The sequence below is a fragment of the Andreprevotia chitinilytica DSM 18519 genome (assembly GCF_000711875.1).
Taxonomy (GTDB): Bacteria; Pseudomonadota; Gammaproteobacteria; order Burkholderiales; family Chitinibacteraceae; genus Andreprevotia; species Andreprevotia chitinilytica.
Genome location: NZ_JONM01000039.1, coordinates 1 through 15,695 on the forward strand (window position 1 = coordinate 1; position 15,695 = coordinate 15,695).

Genomic DNA, 15,695 nt, shown 5'->3' on the forward strand with positions numbered 1-15,695 from the left:
TTGCTCCGATCGCGATGGAGCAAGGTCTGCGTTTCGCGATTCGTGAAGGCGGTCGTACCGTCGGCGCGGGTGTCGTGGCTAAGATCATCGAGTAAGATTTACATGTAAGCGCGGCACTGCTATAGTGTCGCGTTTCCCCGTAGGCGAGTAGCTCAATTGGCAGAGCACCGGTCTCCAAAACCGGGGGTTGGGGGTTCGAGACCCTCCTCGCCTGCCACGGTTTATATACAGGGCCGTTTCCAGAGGGAACGGCTTTGTTTCATTTGGTCCTGAAGGGCTCATGGAAAGCATCGACAAAATTAAAGTCGCGGTCGCTGTGCTGCTGGTAGGTCTGGGTGTGGCTGGTTTTTATGCCTTGCCCGTTGATCAGGGTGCGTTACGGTCGTTGTCTGTGGTGCTTGGCTTGCTGCTTGCTGCCGGCATGATGTGGGTTTCGCAACCCGGGCGTGACTTTGTAGATTATGCGCGCGACTCCATCAAGGAGGCGCAAAAGGTGGTCTGGCCGAGTCGTAAGGAGACTTGGCAGGTTACCGGCGTAGTGTTCCTGTTTGTTGGCGTCTTGGCGCTCTTCATGTGGGCGATTGATTCCGGGCTTGCCTGGGTGTTTTACGATCTGATTCTGGGTCGTGGCAAGTAAGGGGCGGGAGGAAAGACATGGGGATGCGTTGGTATGTCGTGCACGCTTATTCCGGTTTCGAGAAGAGCGTGCTGAAGGCGCTTAAAGAACGTATCGAGCGTGAAAGTGTGCAGCACATGTTCGGCCAGATTCTGGTTCCGGTTGAAGAAGTGATGGAAGTCAAGGGTGGTCGCAAGGCGCTGACCGAGCGCAAGCTGTTTCCTGGTTATGTCTACGTTGAAATGGATATGACTGACGAGACATGGCACTTAGTCAAGTCGACGCCGAAGGTGACTGGCTTTGTTGGTGGTGTAGGTAATCGCCCGACCCCGGTGCCGCAGCGTGAAATGGATGCAGTGCTCAAGCAGATTCAGGAAGGGGTGGAAAAGCCGCGTCCGAAGATTCTGTTTGAGGTGGGTGAAACCTTGCGTGTAACTGACGGTCCGTTTGCCGATTTCTCGGCAACGGTGGAAGACGTTGATTACGACAAGAGTCGCCTCAAGGTTTCGGTGTTGATCTTTGGTCGTGCCACGCCAGTTGATGTTGATTTTGCCCAGGTCGAGAAGGCCTGATCTGGGTGCGGTACGCCGGTTCGCCGGTGTTTTGGGGAGCGAAGTGTCAGCTTCGCGTTTGACCCGTTTTCAGGAGCTAAATCGTGGCAAAGAAAATTGTCGGCTATATCAAGCTGCAAGTGCCCGCTGGTAAAGCCAATCCGTCGCCGCCTATCGGCCCGGCGCTTGGTCAGCGCGGTCTGAATATTATGGAATTCTGCAAGGCGTTCAATGCCCAGACCCAAGGCATCGAGCCGGGTTTGCCGATTCCGGTTGTGATTACTGCGTTTGCAGATAAATCCTTCACCTTCGTGATGAAGAGCCCGCCCGCAACGATTCTGTTGAAGAAGGCTGCTGGTATCCAGAAGGGCTCGCCGAAGCCGCATACCGACAAGGTTGGTAAAGTGACTCGTGCACAACTCGAAGAAATCGTAAAGACCAAGCAAGCCGATCTGACTGCTGCTGACCTCGACGCTGCTGTGCGTATCATCGCCGGCTCCGCGCGTTCGATGGGTCTTGAAGTGGAGGGCGTGTAAATGGCTAAGATTTCCAAGCGTCTCGCCGCTCTGAAGGCGTCGGTTGATCGCAACAAGCTGTATGCCGTTGACGAAGCGATTGCGCTGGTCAAGGGTGCTGCTACTGCCAAGTTCAACGAGTCGATCGATGTATCGTTCAACCTTGGGGTTGATGCGCGTAAATCGGATCAGGTTGTTCGTGGTTCGGTCGTGCTGCCCAAGGGTACCGGTAAGTCCGTTCGTGTTGCCGTATTTGCACAGGGCGCAAATGCTGAAGCTGCTAAGGCTGCTGGTGCAGAAGTGGTTGGTTTCGAAGATCTGGCTGAACAGATCAAGGCTGGCAATCTCGACTTCGACGTCGTGATCGCTTCGCCGGATGCCATGCGCATCGTCGGTCAGCTTGGTCAAATCCTCGGTCCGCGTGGTCTGATGCCGAACCCGAAGGTTGGCACTGTAACCCCGAACGTGGCAGAAGCCGTCAAGAATGCCAAGGCAGGTCAAGTGCAATACCGTACCGACAAGGCCGGTATCGTTCATGCCACCATTGGTCGCGCTTCGTTCGAGGCCGCTGATCTGAAGACCAACTTGGTTGCGCTGCTTGAAGCGCTGCAAAAAGCCAAGCCGGCTTCCAGCAAGGGTGTGTATTTCAAGAAGATCGCCGTGTCCAGCACCATGGGCGTTGGTGTTCGCGTTGATACTGCCACTGTTTCGCAATAAGGCAGTTGCGCAGTAAAGAACTTTGGGCCCGTTGCCGTTGAAAAAATGGTGGCGGGGTTGTCAAAGACCGTAGGTGCGCTAAAGGGATTTTTCCTTGCAGTGCTTAATGATTCGGGCTTGCCCGGGTGGCCTACGCAGACGGTGTGCCCCAATCCTGATTTTGCTGCTGGTTTTTAAAACCGGCAGTCTCCTGAAGGAAGGTCGCCGTTTGTTGGTGGCGCGATGCAAATTGCGTCATTCATCTCTCAAATGGAGGTAGACCTTGAGTCTCAATCTCGAAGATAAAAAGGCCGTCGTAGCTGAGATCTCGGTAGAAGTTGCCAAGGCTCAAACGCTCGTCGTCGCCGAGTATCGCGGGATCGGGGTCGGCAGCATGACTCAATTGCGCAAGCAAGCGCGTGAGTCCGGCGTATACCTGCGCGTTCTGAAGAACACGCTGGCACGTCGCGCTGTGCAGGATACGCCGTTTGCCGGTCTGGCTGACCATATGGTCGGCCCGCTGGTTTACGGCATTTCCGCAGACCCGATTGCTGCAGCCAAGGTGCTGAACGACTTTGCCAAGAAAGACGACAAGATTGTCGTCAAGGCCGGTTCGTACGATGGCAAGGTGCTGAATGCCGCTGAAGTTGGCGCGCTGGCAAGCATCCCAAGCCGCGAAGAACTGCTGTCGAAGCTGCTGTACGTGATGAAGGCACCGGTTTCGGGCTTCGCACGTGGCTTGGCCGCTCTGGCCGAGAAAAAGCAAGCCGAAGCTGCTTAATCCGATTTCCTCGATTCTTAGAATCTGTATCCCGATTTTCAGGAGTAATACCAAATGGCTCTGTCCAAAGAAGATATCCTCGACGCCGTTGCTGGCTTGACCGTTCTTGAACTGAACGACCTGGTTAAGGCATTCGAAGAGAAGTTTGGCGTTTCCGCTGCTGCTGTTGCCGTTGCTGGCCCGGCTGGCGCTGGCGCTGCTGCAGTTGAAGAGCAAACCGAATTCAACGTGATCCTGACCGGCGCTGGCGCCAACAAGGTTGGCGTGATTAAGGTTGTCCGTGAAGTGACCGGCCTGGGCCTGAAAGAAGCCAAGGATCTGGTTGACGGCGCTCCGAAGGCAGTTAAGGAAGGCGTTTCCAAGGCTGATGCTGAAGCCGTTCAGAAGAAGCTGGTTGAAGCTGGCGCTACCGCTGACGTGAAGTAATCGCGTTAGCGTGGCGGATAGGCAGGCGGAGGAATCCGCCTGCCCTTTTGCGTTTGTTGATGTTGCGTTTGTTGATTTCGTCCTGCCTTTAAGCAGACGACAAACCGGAAACCGTATCGGTCCGTGGTTTGATCATCCGGACCGGCATTTTGCGGTTTGTCTTTTGCGCCCCTCCATGGAGAGCTTTTGAGTATGAATTACTCGTTCACAGAGAAGAAACGCATTCGTAAGAGTTTTGCGAAGCGCTCGAGCGTTCTGGAAGTCCCGTTTCTCCTCGCTACCCAGATCAACTCCTATAACGAGTTCCTGCAACTGGGTACGTCGATTGCGGAGCGGAAAACCAACGGTCTTCAAGCTGCTTTCAGCTCGATCTTCCCGATCGAGTCGCACAATGGCAATGCCCGTCTTGAGTTTGTTCACTATTCCTTGGGTGAGCCCCCCTTTGATGTGATCGAGTGTCAACAGCGCGGTATTACGTTTGCCGCGCCGTTGCGTTCACGCGTACGCCTCGTGATCATGGATCGTGAAGCCGCCAAGCCGACCGTGAAGGAAGTCAAGGAGCAAGACGTTTACTTCGGCGAAATTCCGCTGATGACCCGGAACGGCTCCTTTGTGATCAACGGCACCGAGCGCGTGATCGTTTCCCAGCTGCATCGCTCGCCAGGCGTGTTCTTTGAGCATGACAAAGGCAAGACCCATAGCTCCGGCAAGCTGCTGTTCTCTGCACGTATCATTCCTTATCGCGGTTCCTGGCTCGACTTTGAGTTCGATCCGAAGGATCTGTTGTTCTTCCGGATCGACCGTCGTCGCAAGATGCCGGTGTCGATTTTGCTGAAGGCACTTGGCTTCAATCCGGAACAAATTCTTGAGCAGTTTTATGACACCGATCGCTTCGTCATCAGCGATGCGGGCCTGTCCCTCGAGCTCGTGCCGGAACGCCTGAAGGGTGATGTTGCCAAGTTCGACATCCTTGCCGAAGACGGCAAGGTGCTGGCACAGAAAGACAAGCGCATCACTGCCAAGACGATTCGTGATATCCAGGCTGCTGGTATCAAAGAGTTGCCGGTTCCGTCCGACTTCATGTTCGGCCGCGTCCTTGCTCATAACGTCGTGAATCCGGAAACGGGTGAGCTGATTGCGCGTGCTAGCGAAGAAGTGACTGAAGACCTGTTCGACAAACTCGAAGATGCCGGCGTGACCGAAGTCAAGGTGTTGTACGTCAATGACCTTGATCAAGGCGCGTACATCGCTAACTCGCTGCGCAACGATGATGTCGCTGACCAATATGCTGCTCGGGTTGCCATCTACCGCATGATGCGTCCGGGCGAGCCCCCGACCGAAGACTCGGTTGAAGCTTTGTTCAACGGCTTGTTCTTCTCTGAAGACCGCTATGACCTGTCGGCCGTTGGCCGTATGAAGTTCAACCGTCGCGCCTATCCGGATCGTCTGGATGAGAAAGCACCGGGCTGGATTCGCAAGTTCTATGAAAAAGCCGGCCCGCATGGCGTGGAAGGCAAGGGCGTGCTGGCGGTGGACGATATCCTCGCCGTCATCAGCATCCTGGTTGAGCTGCGTAATGGCCGCGGCGATGTCGATGACATCGATCACTTGGGTAACCGTCGCGTGCGTTCGGTTGGCGAATTGGCTGAAAACCAGTTCCGTGCTGGCCTCGTTCGTGTTGAGCGCGCCGTCAAGGAGCGCCTGTCGCAAGCTGAATCCGACAATCTGATGCCGCATGACCTGATCAATGCCAAGCCTGTCTCGGCAGCGATCAAAGAGTTCTTCGGTTCGTCCCAGTTGTCGCAGTTTATGGATCAGACCAACCCGTTGTCCGAGATTACTCACAAGCGCCGTGTTTCGGCCCTTGGCCCGGGTGGTCTGACGCGTGAACGCGCTGGCTTTGAAGTCCGCGACGTGCATCCGACCCACTACGGTCGTGTTTGCCCGATTGAAACGCCGGAAGGCCCGAACATCGGTCTGATCAACTCGCTGTCCTGCTATGCGCGCACCAACGAATACGGCTTCCTCGAAACGCCGTATCGCAAAGTGATCGACAGCAAGGTCACCGACCAGATCGAGTACTTGTCCGCAATTGAAGAAGGCAAGTATGTGATCGCCCAGGCCAACGCTGAAATCAGCGATGAAGGCAACCTGATCGATGAGCTGGTGACCTGCCGTGAAGCCGGTGAAACCATCGTTGCAACGCCGGATCGTGTTCAGTACATGGACGTGGCGCCAAGCCAGATCGTGTCCGTTGCTGCGTCGCTGATTCCGTTCCTCGAGCACGACGATGCAAACCGCGCCTTGATGGGTGCCAACATGCAACGTCAGGCTGTGCCTTGCTTGCGCGCGACCGCACCTTATGTCGGCACCGGCATTGAACGCACTTGTGCGATCGACTCGGGTACCGCGGTTGCTGCACTGCGTGGCGGCTCGGTCGATTACGTCGATGCCAACCGGATCGTGATTCGCGTAAACGATGATGAAGCTGTCGCTGGCGAAACCGGTGTGGATATCTACAACCTCACCAAGTTCACCCGCTCCAACCAGAACACCAACACCAACCAGAAGCCGGTGGTGAAGCGCGGCGACAAAGTGTCCAAGGGCGATGTAATCGCCGATGGTGCTTCTACCGATCTGGGCGAAATGGCGTTGGGTCAGAACATGACCATCGCCTTCATGCCGTGGAATGGCTACAACTTCGAGGATTCGATCCTGATCTCGGAAAAAGTGATTGCGGATGATCGCTACACCTCGATCCACATCGAAGAATTGAACGTGATGGCGCGTGACACTAAGCTCGGGCCGGAAGAAATCACTCGCGATATCTCCAATCTGTCCGAGCGCATGCTTGGTCGTCTGGATGAATCGGGTGTGGTTTACATCGGTGCTGAAGTTGAGGCTGGCGATGTGCTGTGCGGCAAGGTGACCCCGAAGGGTGAAACCCAACTGACGCCGGAAGAGAAACTGCTGCGCGCGATCTTCGGTGAGAAGGCGTCCGACGTGAAGGACACCAGCCTGCGCGTGCCGTCCGGTATGTCTGGCACAGTCATTGACGTGCAAGTGTTTACCCGTGAAGGCGTTGAGCGCGATAAGCGTGCTCAGCACATCATCGATGATCAACTGCGTCGCTATCGCACTGATTTGAACGACCAACTGCGCATCGTCGAAAACGACTTGTTCGAACGGGTTGAGCGTCAGATCGTTGGCAAGAAAGCCAATGGCGGTCCGATGCGTCTGGCCAAGGGTACCGTGATCACTCACGAATACCTGGCTGGTCTGCCGACCAAGCACGACTGGTTCGACATCCGCTTGTCCGACGACGAAGGCGCTCGCCAACTCGAAGCGATGAAAGACCTGATCGCTCAAATGAAGGCCGAGTTTGACCTGCGCTTTGAAGACAAGAAGCGCAAGCTTACCCAAGGCGATGAACTCCCGCCGGGCGTAATCAAGATGGTCAAGGTCTACGTGGCTGTGAAGCGCCGCCTGCAACCGGGCGACAAGATGGCCGGTCGCCACGGTAACAAGGGTGTAGTCTCGAAAATTCTGCCGGTGGAAGATCTGCCATACATGGCTGATGGCACCCCGGTCGACATCGTGCTGAACCCGCTGGGCGTTCCGTCGCGGATGAACATTGGTCAGATTCTGGAAGTCCACCTCGGTTGGGCGGCCAAGGGTATTGGTCAACGTATTGACGCGATGTTGCGCGAACAGCGCAATACCAAGGAAGTGCGCAAGTATCTGGACAAGATCTACAACTCCAGCGGCAAGGCTGAAGACATCAAGGGCCTGACCGATGACGAGGTGTTGAATCTCGCTCAAGGTCTGCGTACCGGTATGACATTCGCCAGCCCGGTGTTCGATGGCGCCAAGGAATCCGAAATCCGCGCGATGCTGGACCTCGCTTATCCGGATGAAGATGACCGCACCAAACAGCTGGACTTCAATGACAGCAAGACACAGATGCAGCTATACGACGGCCGCACCGGTGAGCCGTTCGAGCGCAAGGTCACCGTCGGCGTGATGCACTACCTGAAGCTGCATCACTTGGTCGATGACAAGATGCATGCCCGTTCGACTGGCCCGTACTCGCTCGTGACGCAACAGCCACTAGGTGGTAAGGCGCAGTTCGGTGGTCAGCGCTTCGGTGAGATGGAAGTCTGGGCACTGGAAGCGTATGGCGCTGCGTACACGCTGCAAGAAATGCTGACGGTGAAGTCGGATGATGTGAACGGCCGGACCAAGGTCTACGAGAACATCGTCAAGGGCGACCACCGGATCGACGCTGGCATGCCGGAATCCTTCAATGTGCTGGTGAAGGAAATCCGCTCGCTGGGTATCGATATCGATCTGGAAACCAACTGATCTGTGTGAGGCGTGAGGGGTATGGCCGGCCAGGCAAGGCGGCGTACCCCGCTACCTCACTCCTCACAGGAGAAAATGAACTATGAAAGGCTTACTCGAGCTCTTCAAGCAAGTAACGCAAGACGAAGAATTCGACGCGATCAAGATCGGGCTGGCATCGCCCGAGAAGATTCGCTCTTGGTCGTTCGGCGAAGTCAAAAAGCCGGAAACCATCAACTATCGTACCTTCAAGCCGGAACGCGACGGCCTGTTCTGCGCGCGTATCTTTGGTCCGATCAAAGATTACGAGTGCCTGTGCGGCAAGTACAAACGTCTCAAGCATCGCGGCGTGATCTGCGAGAAGTGCGGCGTTGAAGTCACACTGTCCAAGGTGCGCCGTGAGCGCATGGGTCACATCGAACTGGCCTCGCCGGTTGCCCACATCTGGTTCCTGAAGTCGCTGCCGTCCCGTCTGGGTATGGTGCTCGACATCGCCCTGCGTGATATCGAACGCGTGCTGTACTTCGAAGCATTCATCGTGGTCGAGCCGGGCATGACCCCGCTGACCCGCGGCCAGCTGCTGACCGAAGAAGACTACTTCAACAAGGTTGAAGAGTATGGCGACGAATTCGTTGCGCTGATGGGCGCTGAAGCGGTTCGCGAACTGCTGAAGAACCTTGACGTCGAGAGTGAAATCTCCACACTGCGTTCGGAGCTCGAGTCGACCTCGTCCGACACCAAGATCAAGAAGATCGCCAAGCGTCTGAAAGTGTTGGAAGCCTTCTCCAAGTCTGGCATCAAGCCGGAATGGATGATCATGGATGTGCTGCCGGTGCTGCCGCCGGAACTGCGCCCGCTGGTGCCGCTGGATGGTGGCCGTTTCGCTACTTCCGACCTGAACGATCTGTATCGCCGCGTGATTAACCGGAACAACCGTCTCAAGCGTCTGCTTGAGCTGCGCGCGCCGGAAATCATCGTGCGCAACGAAAAGCGCATGCTGCAAGAAGCCGTTGATTCGTTGCTCGACAACGGTCGTCGCGGCAAGGCCATGACTGGCGCGAACAAGCGTCCGCTCAAGTCGCTGGCTGACATGATCAAGGGTAAGGGCGGTCGTTTCCGTCAGAACTTGCTGGGTAAGCGCGTCGACTACTCCGGCCGTTCCGTGATTACCGTGGGTCCGTACCTGCGTCTGCATCAATGCGGCTTGCCAAAGCTGATGGCGCTTGAGCTGTTCAAACCATTCATTTTCCACAAGCTGGAAGTCCTCGGCCTCGCGACCACCATTAAGGCTGCGAAGAAGATGGTCGAGAGCCAGGAAGCAGTGGTGTGGGACATCCTGGAAGACGTGATCCGCGAGCATCCAGTTCTGCTGAACCGTGCGCCTACGCTGCACCGTCTTGGTATCCAGGCGTTCGAACCGGTCCTGATCGAAGGCAAGGCCATTCAATTGCATCCGCTCGTCTGCGCGGCGTTCAACGCCGACTTCGACGGTGACCAAATGGCTGTTCACGTTCCGCTGTCGCTCGAAGCACAGATGGAAGCTCGCACTTTGATGCTGGCCTCCAACAATGTACTGTCGCCTGCCAACGGCGAGCCGATCATTGTGCCGTCGCAGGATATCGTGCTGGGTCTGTACTACATGACGCGCGAAGCCGTGAATGGCAAGGGCGAAGGCATGTCGTTCGCCGATGTGAAGGAAGCGATCCGCGCCTACGAAAACAAGGCCGTCACGCTGCAAACCCGTGTATCCGTCCGCTTGAAAGAGTGGGAAAAGGATGCAAACGGCGAATGGCAAGTCAAGCTGGTGCGTCGTGATACGACCGTCGGCCGTGCGATCCTGTCCGAAATCCTGCCGAAGGGCCTCGATTTCAGCCACATCGACAAATCGCTGAAGAAGAAAGAAATCGGCAAGCTGATCAATGCGTCATTCCGTCGCTGCGGTCTGAAAGACACCGTCGTCTTCGCCGACCAACTGATGTATACCGGCTTCAGCTACTCGACCCGTGGCGGTATCTCGATCTGCGTCGACGACATGCTGGTTCCGGCCAAGAAGGTCGAGCTGCTGGCCGCTGCCAATGCCGAAGTCAAGGAAATCGAGCAGCAGTACAGCTCCGGTCTGGTGACGCAAGGTGAGCGCTACAACAAGGTCGTCGATATCTGGGGCCGTGCCGGTGACCAGATTGCCAAGGCGATGATGGAGCAGCTCGGCAAGCAGAAGGTCATCAATCGCGAAGGCAAGGAAGTCGATCAAGAGTCGTTCAACTCGATCTACATGATGGCCGACTCCGGTGCGCGGGGTTCCGCGGCCCAGATTCGCCAGCTGGCTGGTATGCGGGGCCTGATGGCCAAGCCGGACGGCTCGATTATCGAGACGCCGATCACCACCAACTTCCGCGAAGGTCTGACCGTTCTGCAGTACTTCATCTCGACCCACGGTGCACGTAAGGGTCTGGCGGATACCGCGTTGAAGACGGCGAACTCCGGTTACCTGACGCGTCGTCTCGTCGACGTGACGCAGGATCTGGTCGTGACCGAAACTGATTGCCACACCAAGAATGGTGTGACCATGAAGGCGGTCGTGCAGGGCGGTGACGTGATTGAAGCCTTGCGCGACCGGATTCTCGGCCGCGTGGTGTCCGGTGACGTGGTTGATCCGGCTACTCAGGAAACCGTGATCGAATCGGGCACATTGTTGACCGAGGATCTGGTTGACAAGATCGATGCAGCCAACGTCGATGAGGTCAAGGTCCGTACGCCGCTGACTTGCGAAACGCGCTATGGCTTGTGCGCCAAGTGCTACGGTCGCGACTTGGGTCGTGGCCATATCGTGAATACTGGCGAAGCAGTTGGTGTGATTGCCGCCCAGTCGATCGGTGAGCCAGGTACTCAGCTGACCATGCGTACCTTCCACATCGGTGGTGCTGCATCGCGTGCTGCATCGGCCAGTCAGATCGAATCGAAGTCAAACGGCAAGGTCGCTTATGCCGGCAATATGCGTTATGTGACCAACACCAAGGGCGAGCTGATCATCATTTCCCGCTCGGCCGAAGTGCTGGTGCTGGATGATGCAGGCCGTGAGCGTGAGCGTCACAAGCTGCAATATGGTGCGACGCTGTTGGTTAAGGATGGTCAGGCCATCAAGGCCGGGGCCGTGCTGGCTACGTGGGATCCACACACCCGTCCGATCATCACCGAATATGCCGGTCAGGTACGGTTCGAGAACGTCGAAGAAGGCGTGACGGTCGTCAAGCAAGTGGATGACGTGACTGGTCTGTCAACTCTCGTCGTGATCAACCCGAAGACCAAGGCTGGTGCCAAGAACGTGCGTCCGCTGGTGAAATTGCTGGACGAACAAGGTCAGGAAGTGAAACTGGCTGGTACCGATACGTCGGTTACCATCGGCTTCCAACCGGGTGCGATCATTACCGTGAAAGACGGTCAACAGGTCGGTTCCGGCGAAGTGTTGGCGCGTATTCCACAAGAATCCGCCAAGACCCGCGACATTACCGGTGGTCTGCCGCGCGTGGCTGAGCTGTTTGAAGCCCGTTCGCCGAAGGATGCCGGTATGTTGGCCGAAGTGACCGGTACCGTGTCGTTTGGTAAGGATACGAAGGGCAAGCAACGTCTGATCATTACCGATCTGGAAGGCTTGGCACACGAGTACCTGATTCCGAAGGAAAAGCACGTGCTTGTCCATGACGGTCAAGTGCTGAACCGCGGTGAAGTGATTGTTGATGGTCCGATTGATCCGCACGACATCCTGCGTCTGCAGGGTATCGAAGCGCTGGCGCGTTACATCGTCCAGGAAGTGCAGGAGGTTTACCGTCTGCAGGGTGTGAAGATCAACGACAAGCACATCGAAGTGATCGTGCGTCAGATGCTGCGCCGTGTGGTGATTTCCGATTCCGGCCACTCTGACTTCATCCAGGGTGAGCAGGTTGAGCGCGCCGAGTTCCTGATCGCTAACGACAAGTTGTTGGCAGAAGGCAAGCAGCCGGCAAGCCACGATAACGTGCTGTTGGGTATTACCAAGGCATCGTTGTCTACCGATTCGTTCATTTCGGCGGCCTCGTTCCAGGAAACCACGCGCGTTCTGACCGAAGCCGCCATCATGGGCAAGGTCGATGATCTGCGTGGCCTGAAGGAAAACGTCATCGTTGGTCGTTTGATCCCGGCCGGTACTGGTCTGGCTTACCACCGCAATCGCAAGCGTCAGTCGCAAGGTCTCGAGCAGGGTAGTGATTCCCTGGTTGAAGAAGCGGTAGCTGCCGACGTCGGCGAGTAAAAAAGTATCCCTGACCACGCGTCGGGGATGTTGAATCTGGCTCTTGTCGTCGGGGAGACTTGACGGCAAGGGCTTGATTTTTTTAGAATCGCAGTCTTTTCTGGCGACGCTCGGGTTCAGTCTCGTGCGTCGCTAGCTTATTTGGCTCATAGCGCTTGTCGCTGCGAGCGAAAAGCAGGGCCCCGCAGGGGGTTTTCAAACTAAGGAAGTCAACAATGCCAACTATCAACCAGCTGGTCCGCAAGGGCCGCGTGAAGGAAGTGGTGAAGAGCAAGGTTCCAGCGCTCGAAGCCTGCCCTCAAAAGCGTGGTGTGTGCACTCGCGTGTACACCACAACGCCTAAGAAGCCGAACTCTGCATTGCGTAAAGTCTGCAAAGTGCGTTTGACCAATGGCTTCGAAGTCATTTCGTATATCGGTGGTGAAGGCCACAACCTGCAAGAACACAGTGTCGTCCTGATTCGTGGCGGCCGGGTGAAGGACTTGCCAGGTGTGCGTTACCACACTGTGCGTGGTTCGCTTGATACTGCCGGCGTGAAAGACCGTAAGCAGTCGCGTTCCAAGTACGGCGCAAAGCGTCCGAAGTAAGACGGCTTTGCCGTGGTCGGCGGATACGGGGTTTTGCCTGCCGTCGAGTAAGTGGTCGTCCCGCTGGGCGGCTGTGGAGCGAGCCTGAATCGAAAGGCCGGCTCCGACTGAATGTCACATTAGGAATAGAGAATTATGCCAAGACGTAGAGAAGTACCGAAGCGCGATGTGCTTCCGGATCCAAAGTTCGGTTCTGAAGAACTGAGCAAGTTCATGAACGTGGTGATGATCGACGGCAAGAAAGCCGTTGCTGAGCGCATTGTTTACGGTGCGCTGGCCCAGATCGAGAAGAAAACCGGCAAGTCGCCGCTTGAAGTCTTCTCCACTGCGATTGGTAACGCCAAGCCGATGGTCGAAGTGAAGAGCCGTCGTGTCGGTGGTGCCAACTACCAAGTTCCGGTCGAAGTCCGTCCCAGCCGTCGTCTGGCATTGGCGATGCGTTGGTTGCGTGATGCGGCCCGTAAACGTGGTGAGAAATCCATGGATCTGCGTCTGGCGGGTGAACTGCTGGATGCGGCCGAAGGCCGCGGCGGCGCGATGAAGAAGCGCGACGAAGTTCATCGCATGGCCGAAGCGAACAAGGCGTTCGCTCACTTCCGCTTCTAAAGCGGGCAATCCTTCGAGGAAAAAATCGTGGCTCGCAAGACCCCCATTGAGCTGTACCGCAATATCGGTATTTCCGCTCACATTGACGCAGGCAAGACCACCACGACTGAACGTGTTCTGTTCTACACCGGTGTAAACCACAAGATCGGTGAAGTGCACGATGGCGCCGCCACCATGGACTGGATGGAGCAGGAGCAGGAGCGTGGCATCACGATTACTTCTGCTGCTACTACCACCTTCTGGAAAGGTATGGCGCACCAGTATCCTGAGCATCGGATCAACATTATCGACACCCCGGGTCACGTTGACTTCACGATTGAAGTTGAACGCTCGATGCGTGTGCTCGACGGTGCTTGCATGGTTTATTGTGCGGTCGGTGGCGTTCAGCCGCAGTCGGAAACCGTTTGGCGCCAAGCCAATAAGTACAAGGTGCCGCGCCTGGCCTTCGTGAACAAGATGGACCGTCAAGGTGCCAACTTCTTCCGTGTGGTCGAGCAGATGAAGGTACGCCTGAAGGCAAATCCGGTGCCGGTCGTTGTGCCGATCGGTGCGGAAGAGAATTTCACGGGCGTCGTCGATCTGTTCAAGATGAAGGCGATCATTTGGGATGAAGCATCCCAAGGCATGAAGTTCGAATATGGCGAAATCCCGGCCGACCTCGTTGACGTAGCTAATGAATGGCGCGAAAAGATGGTCGAGTCGGCTGCCGAATCGTCCGAAGAGCTGATGAACAAATACCTTGAAGAAGGTGATTTGTCGGAAGCTGAAATCATGGCAGGCCTGCGCGCTCGCACCCTGGCTGGCGAAATCCAGCCGATGCTGTGTGGCTCCGCGTTCAAGAACAAGGGCGTGCAGCGCATGCTCGACGCCGTGATCGACTTCCTGCCATCTCCGCTTGAGGTTGAAGCGGTGAAGGGTACGAACGAGAAGGAAGAAGAGGAGACGCGCGAAGCTTCTGATACGGCACCGTTCTCGGCGTTGGCGTTCAAGCTGATGAGTGACCCGTATGTTGGTCAGTTGACCTTCTTCCGTGTCTACTCGGGTGTGGTCAATTCGGGTGATACCGTCTTGAACTCGGTCAAGGGCAAGAAAGAGCGTATCGGCCGTATCGTCCAGATGCACGCCAATGACCGTCAGGAAATCGATGAAGTGCGCGCTGGTGACATCGCCGCTGGTATCGGTCTGAAGGACGTGACCACGGGCGAAACCTTGTGTGCGCCGGATCACCCGATCATTCTTGAGCGCATGGTGTTCCCGGAGCCGGTGATTCACGTTGCCGTCGAACCGAAGACCAAGGCCGACCAGGAAAAGATGGGTGTTGCCCTGAATCGTCTGGCCAAGGAAGATCCGTCGTTCCGCGTGCGTACCAACGAAGAAACCGGCCAGACCATCATGTCGGGCATGGGTGAGCTTCATCTGGAAATTCTGGTTGACCGCATGAAGCGTGAATTCGGCGTTGAAGCTAACGTCGGCGCGCCGCAAGTGGCTTACCGCGAAACCATCACCCGTGTTGCAGAAGATGTCGAGGGCAAGCACGCCAAGCAATCGGGCGGTAAGGGCCAGTATGGCCATTGCGTCATTACCGTCGAGCCGGCGGGTGAAGGCAACGGTTACTCCTTTTCCGACGAGATCAAGGGTGGTGTGATTCCGCGCGAATTCATCCCGTCGGTTGACAAGGGTATCCAGAACACGCTGAAGGCTGGTGTGGTTGCGGGTTTCCCGGTGGTGGATGTGAAGGTGCGTCTGACCTTTGGTTCCTACCACGACGTCGACTCCTCGCAGATCGCGTTCGAACTGGCTGGTTCCATTGCCTTCAAGGAAGCGATGCGCCGCGCTGGTGCAGTCATCCTTGAGCCGATGATGGCCGTCGAAATCGAAACGCCGGAAGAGTACATGGGCGACATCATGGGTGACATCTCGTCCCGTCGCGGTATTCTGCAAGGCATGGACGACAATCCGGCGGGTGGCAAGATGGTCAAGGCCGAAGTGCCGCTGTCGGAAATGTTTGGCTATTCGACCACCTTGCGTTCGATGTCGCAGGGTCGTGCCACGTACTCCATGGAGTTCAAGCACTACTCGGAAGCGCCGAAGCACGTTGCCGAAGCCATCGTCAGCAATAAGAAGTAATGCAGAAGGTCCGGTGCTTGTCGCCGGGCCATCCCAGATCAATTTTGAACTTGAAGGAATTTAGCCATGGCTAAGGGTAAGTTTGAACGTACGAAGCCGCACGTGAACGTGGGCACGATTGGTCACGTTGACCACGGCAAGACCACGCTGACCGCAGCGAT

The 15,695-nt window shown here is 56.4% G+C and carries 12 protein-coding genes, 1 tRNA gene and 1 pseudogene; all 14 read left to right on the top strand.

The window, feature by feature from the left end; genetic code table 11:
• On the top strand, nt 1-95 hold a 95-nt coding region (locus tag BR41_RS23850), incomplete at its 5' end, for an EF-Tu C-terminal domain-related protein (RefSeq protein WP_081413055.1).
• A gap of 46 nt (nt 96-141) precedes the next feature.
• Nucleotides 142-217: transfer RNA gene (locus BR41_RS20905), tRNA-Trp, on the top strand.
• Between the two features lie 63 nt (nt 218-280).
• Nucleotides 281-637 carry a preprotein translocase subunit SecE gene (gene secE / locus BR41_RS20910; RefSeq protein ID WP_035061146.1) on the top strand — a complete coding sequence of 119 codons (357 nt, stop codon included), beginning with the start codon at nt 281-283 and terminating at the stop codon, nt 635-637.
• Between the two features lie 17 nt (nt 638-654).
• The gene (gene nusG / locus BR41_RS20915; RefSeq protein ID WP_035061147.1) at nt 655-1,188 is read left to right on the top strand and encodes a transcription termination/antitermination protein NusG; all 534 of its coding nucleotides are present in this window, start codon (nt 655-657) and stop codon (nt 1,186-1,188) included.
• 83 nt (nt 1,189-1,271) lie between these two features.
• Complete coding sequence (gene rplK, locus BR41_RS20920) at nt 1,272-1,703, top strand: 50S ribosomal protein L11 (RefSeq protein ID WP_035061148.1); 432 nt, start codon at nt 1,272-1,274, stop codon at nt 1,701-1,703.
• Nucleotides 1,704-2,399, top strand: a complete 696-nt coding sequence (gene rplA, locus BR41_RS20925; protein ID WP_035061150.1) for a 50S ribosomal protein L1 — start codon at nt 1,704-1,706, stop codon at nt 2,397-2,399.
• Between the two features lie 262 nt (nt 2,400-2,661).
• The gene (gene rplJ / locus BR41_RS20930; RefSeq protein WP_035061153.1) at nt 2,662-3,159 is read left to right on the top strand and encodes a 50S ribosomal protein L10; all 498 of its coding nucleotides are present in this window, start codon (nt 2,662-2,664) and stop codon (nt 3,157-3,159) included.
• Between the two features lie 54 nt (nt 3,160-3,213).
• On the top strand, nt 3,214-3,585 hold the full coding sequence (gene rplL, locus BR41_RS20935; RefSeq protein ID WP_035061155.1) for a 50S ribosomal protein L7/L12: 372 nt from the start codon (nt 3,214-3,216) through the stop codon (nt 3,583-3,585).
• Nucleotides 3,586-3,777: 192 nt separating this feature from the next.
• Entirely contained in the window at nt 3,778-7,950 is a 4,173-nt protein-coding gene (gene rpoB, locus BR41_RS20940) for a DNA-directed RNA polymerase subunit beta (protein ID WP_035061157.1), read from the top strand.
• Between the two features lie 82 nt (nt 7,951-8,032).
• Nucleotides 8,033-12,143 (top strand): annotated as a pseudogene (rpoC, locus tag BR41_RS20945) (DNA-directed RNA polymerase subunit beta'); the annotation flags it as partial.
• A 286-nt stretch (nt 12,144-12,429) separates the two neighbouring features.
• The gene (gene rpsL, locus BR41_RS20950; protein ID WP_035061161.1) at nt 12,430-12,801 is read left to right on the top strand and encodes a 30S ribosomal protein S12; all 372 of its coding nucleotides are present in this window, start codon (nt 12,430-12,432) and stop codon (nt 12,799-12,801) included.
• A 135-nt stretch (nt 12,802-12,936) separates the two neighbouring features.
• Nucleotides 12,937-13,407 (top strand): 30S ribosomal protein S7, encoded by a 471-nt coding sequence (gene rpsG, locus BR41_RS20955; RefSeq protein WP_035061163.1) that lies wholly within the window; start codon nt 12,937-12,939, stop codon nt 13,405-13,407.
• A 27-nt stretch (nt 13,408-13,434) separates the two neighbouring features.
• The gene (gene fusA, locus BR41_RS20960) at nt 13,435-15,534 is read left to right on the top strand and encodes an elongation factor G (RefSeq protein ID WP_035061165.1); all 2,100 of its coding nucleotides are present in this window, start codon (nt 13,435-13,437) and stop codon (nt 15,532-15,534) included.
• Nucleotides 15,535-15,600: 66 nt separating this feature from the next.
• Nucleotides 15,601-15,695: GTP-binding protein (locus tag BR41_RS20965; protein ID WP_005434227.1), on the top strand; the 95-nt coding region annotated here is incomplete at its 3' end.

What these genes read in the sequence shown, in the direction of transcription:
- rpoB (WP_035061157.1), top strand. Translation starts at nt 3,778, where the DNA reads ATGAATTACTCGTTCACAGAGAAGAAACGCATTCGTAAGAGTTTTGCG.
- secE (WP_035061146.1), top strand. Translation starts at nt 281, where the DNA reads ATGGAAAGCATCGACAAAATTAAAGTCGCGGTCGCTGTGCTGCTGGTA.
- rplA (WP_035061150.1), top strand. Translation starts at nt 1,704, where the DNA reads ATGGCTAAGATTTCCAAGCGTCTCGCCGCTCTGAAGGCGTCGGTTGAT.
- rplL (WP_035061155.1), top strand. Translation starts at nt 3,214, where the DNA reads ATGGCTCTGTCCAAAGAAGATATCCTCGACGCCGTTGCTGGCTTGACC.
- rpsG (WP_035061163.1), top strand. Translation starts at nt 12,937, where the DNA reads ATGCCAAGACGTAGAGAAGTACCGAAGCGCGATGTGCTTCCGGATCCA.
- rpsL (WP_035061161.1), top strand. Translation starts at nt 12,430, where the DNA reads ATGCCAACTATCAACCAGCTGGTCCGCAAGGGCCGCGTGAAGGAAGTG.
- nusG (WP_035061147.1), top strand. Translation starts at nt 655, where the DNA reads ATGGGGATGCGTTGGTATGTCGTGCACGCTTATTCCGGTTTCGAGAAG.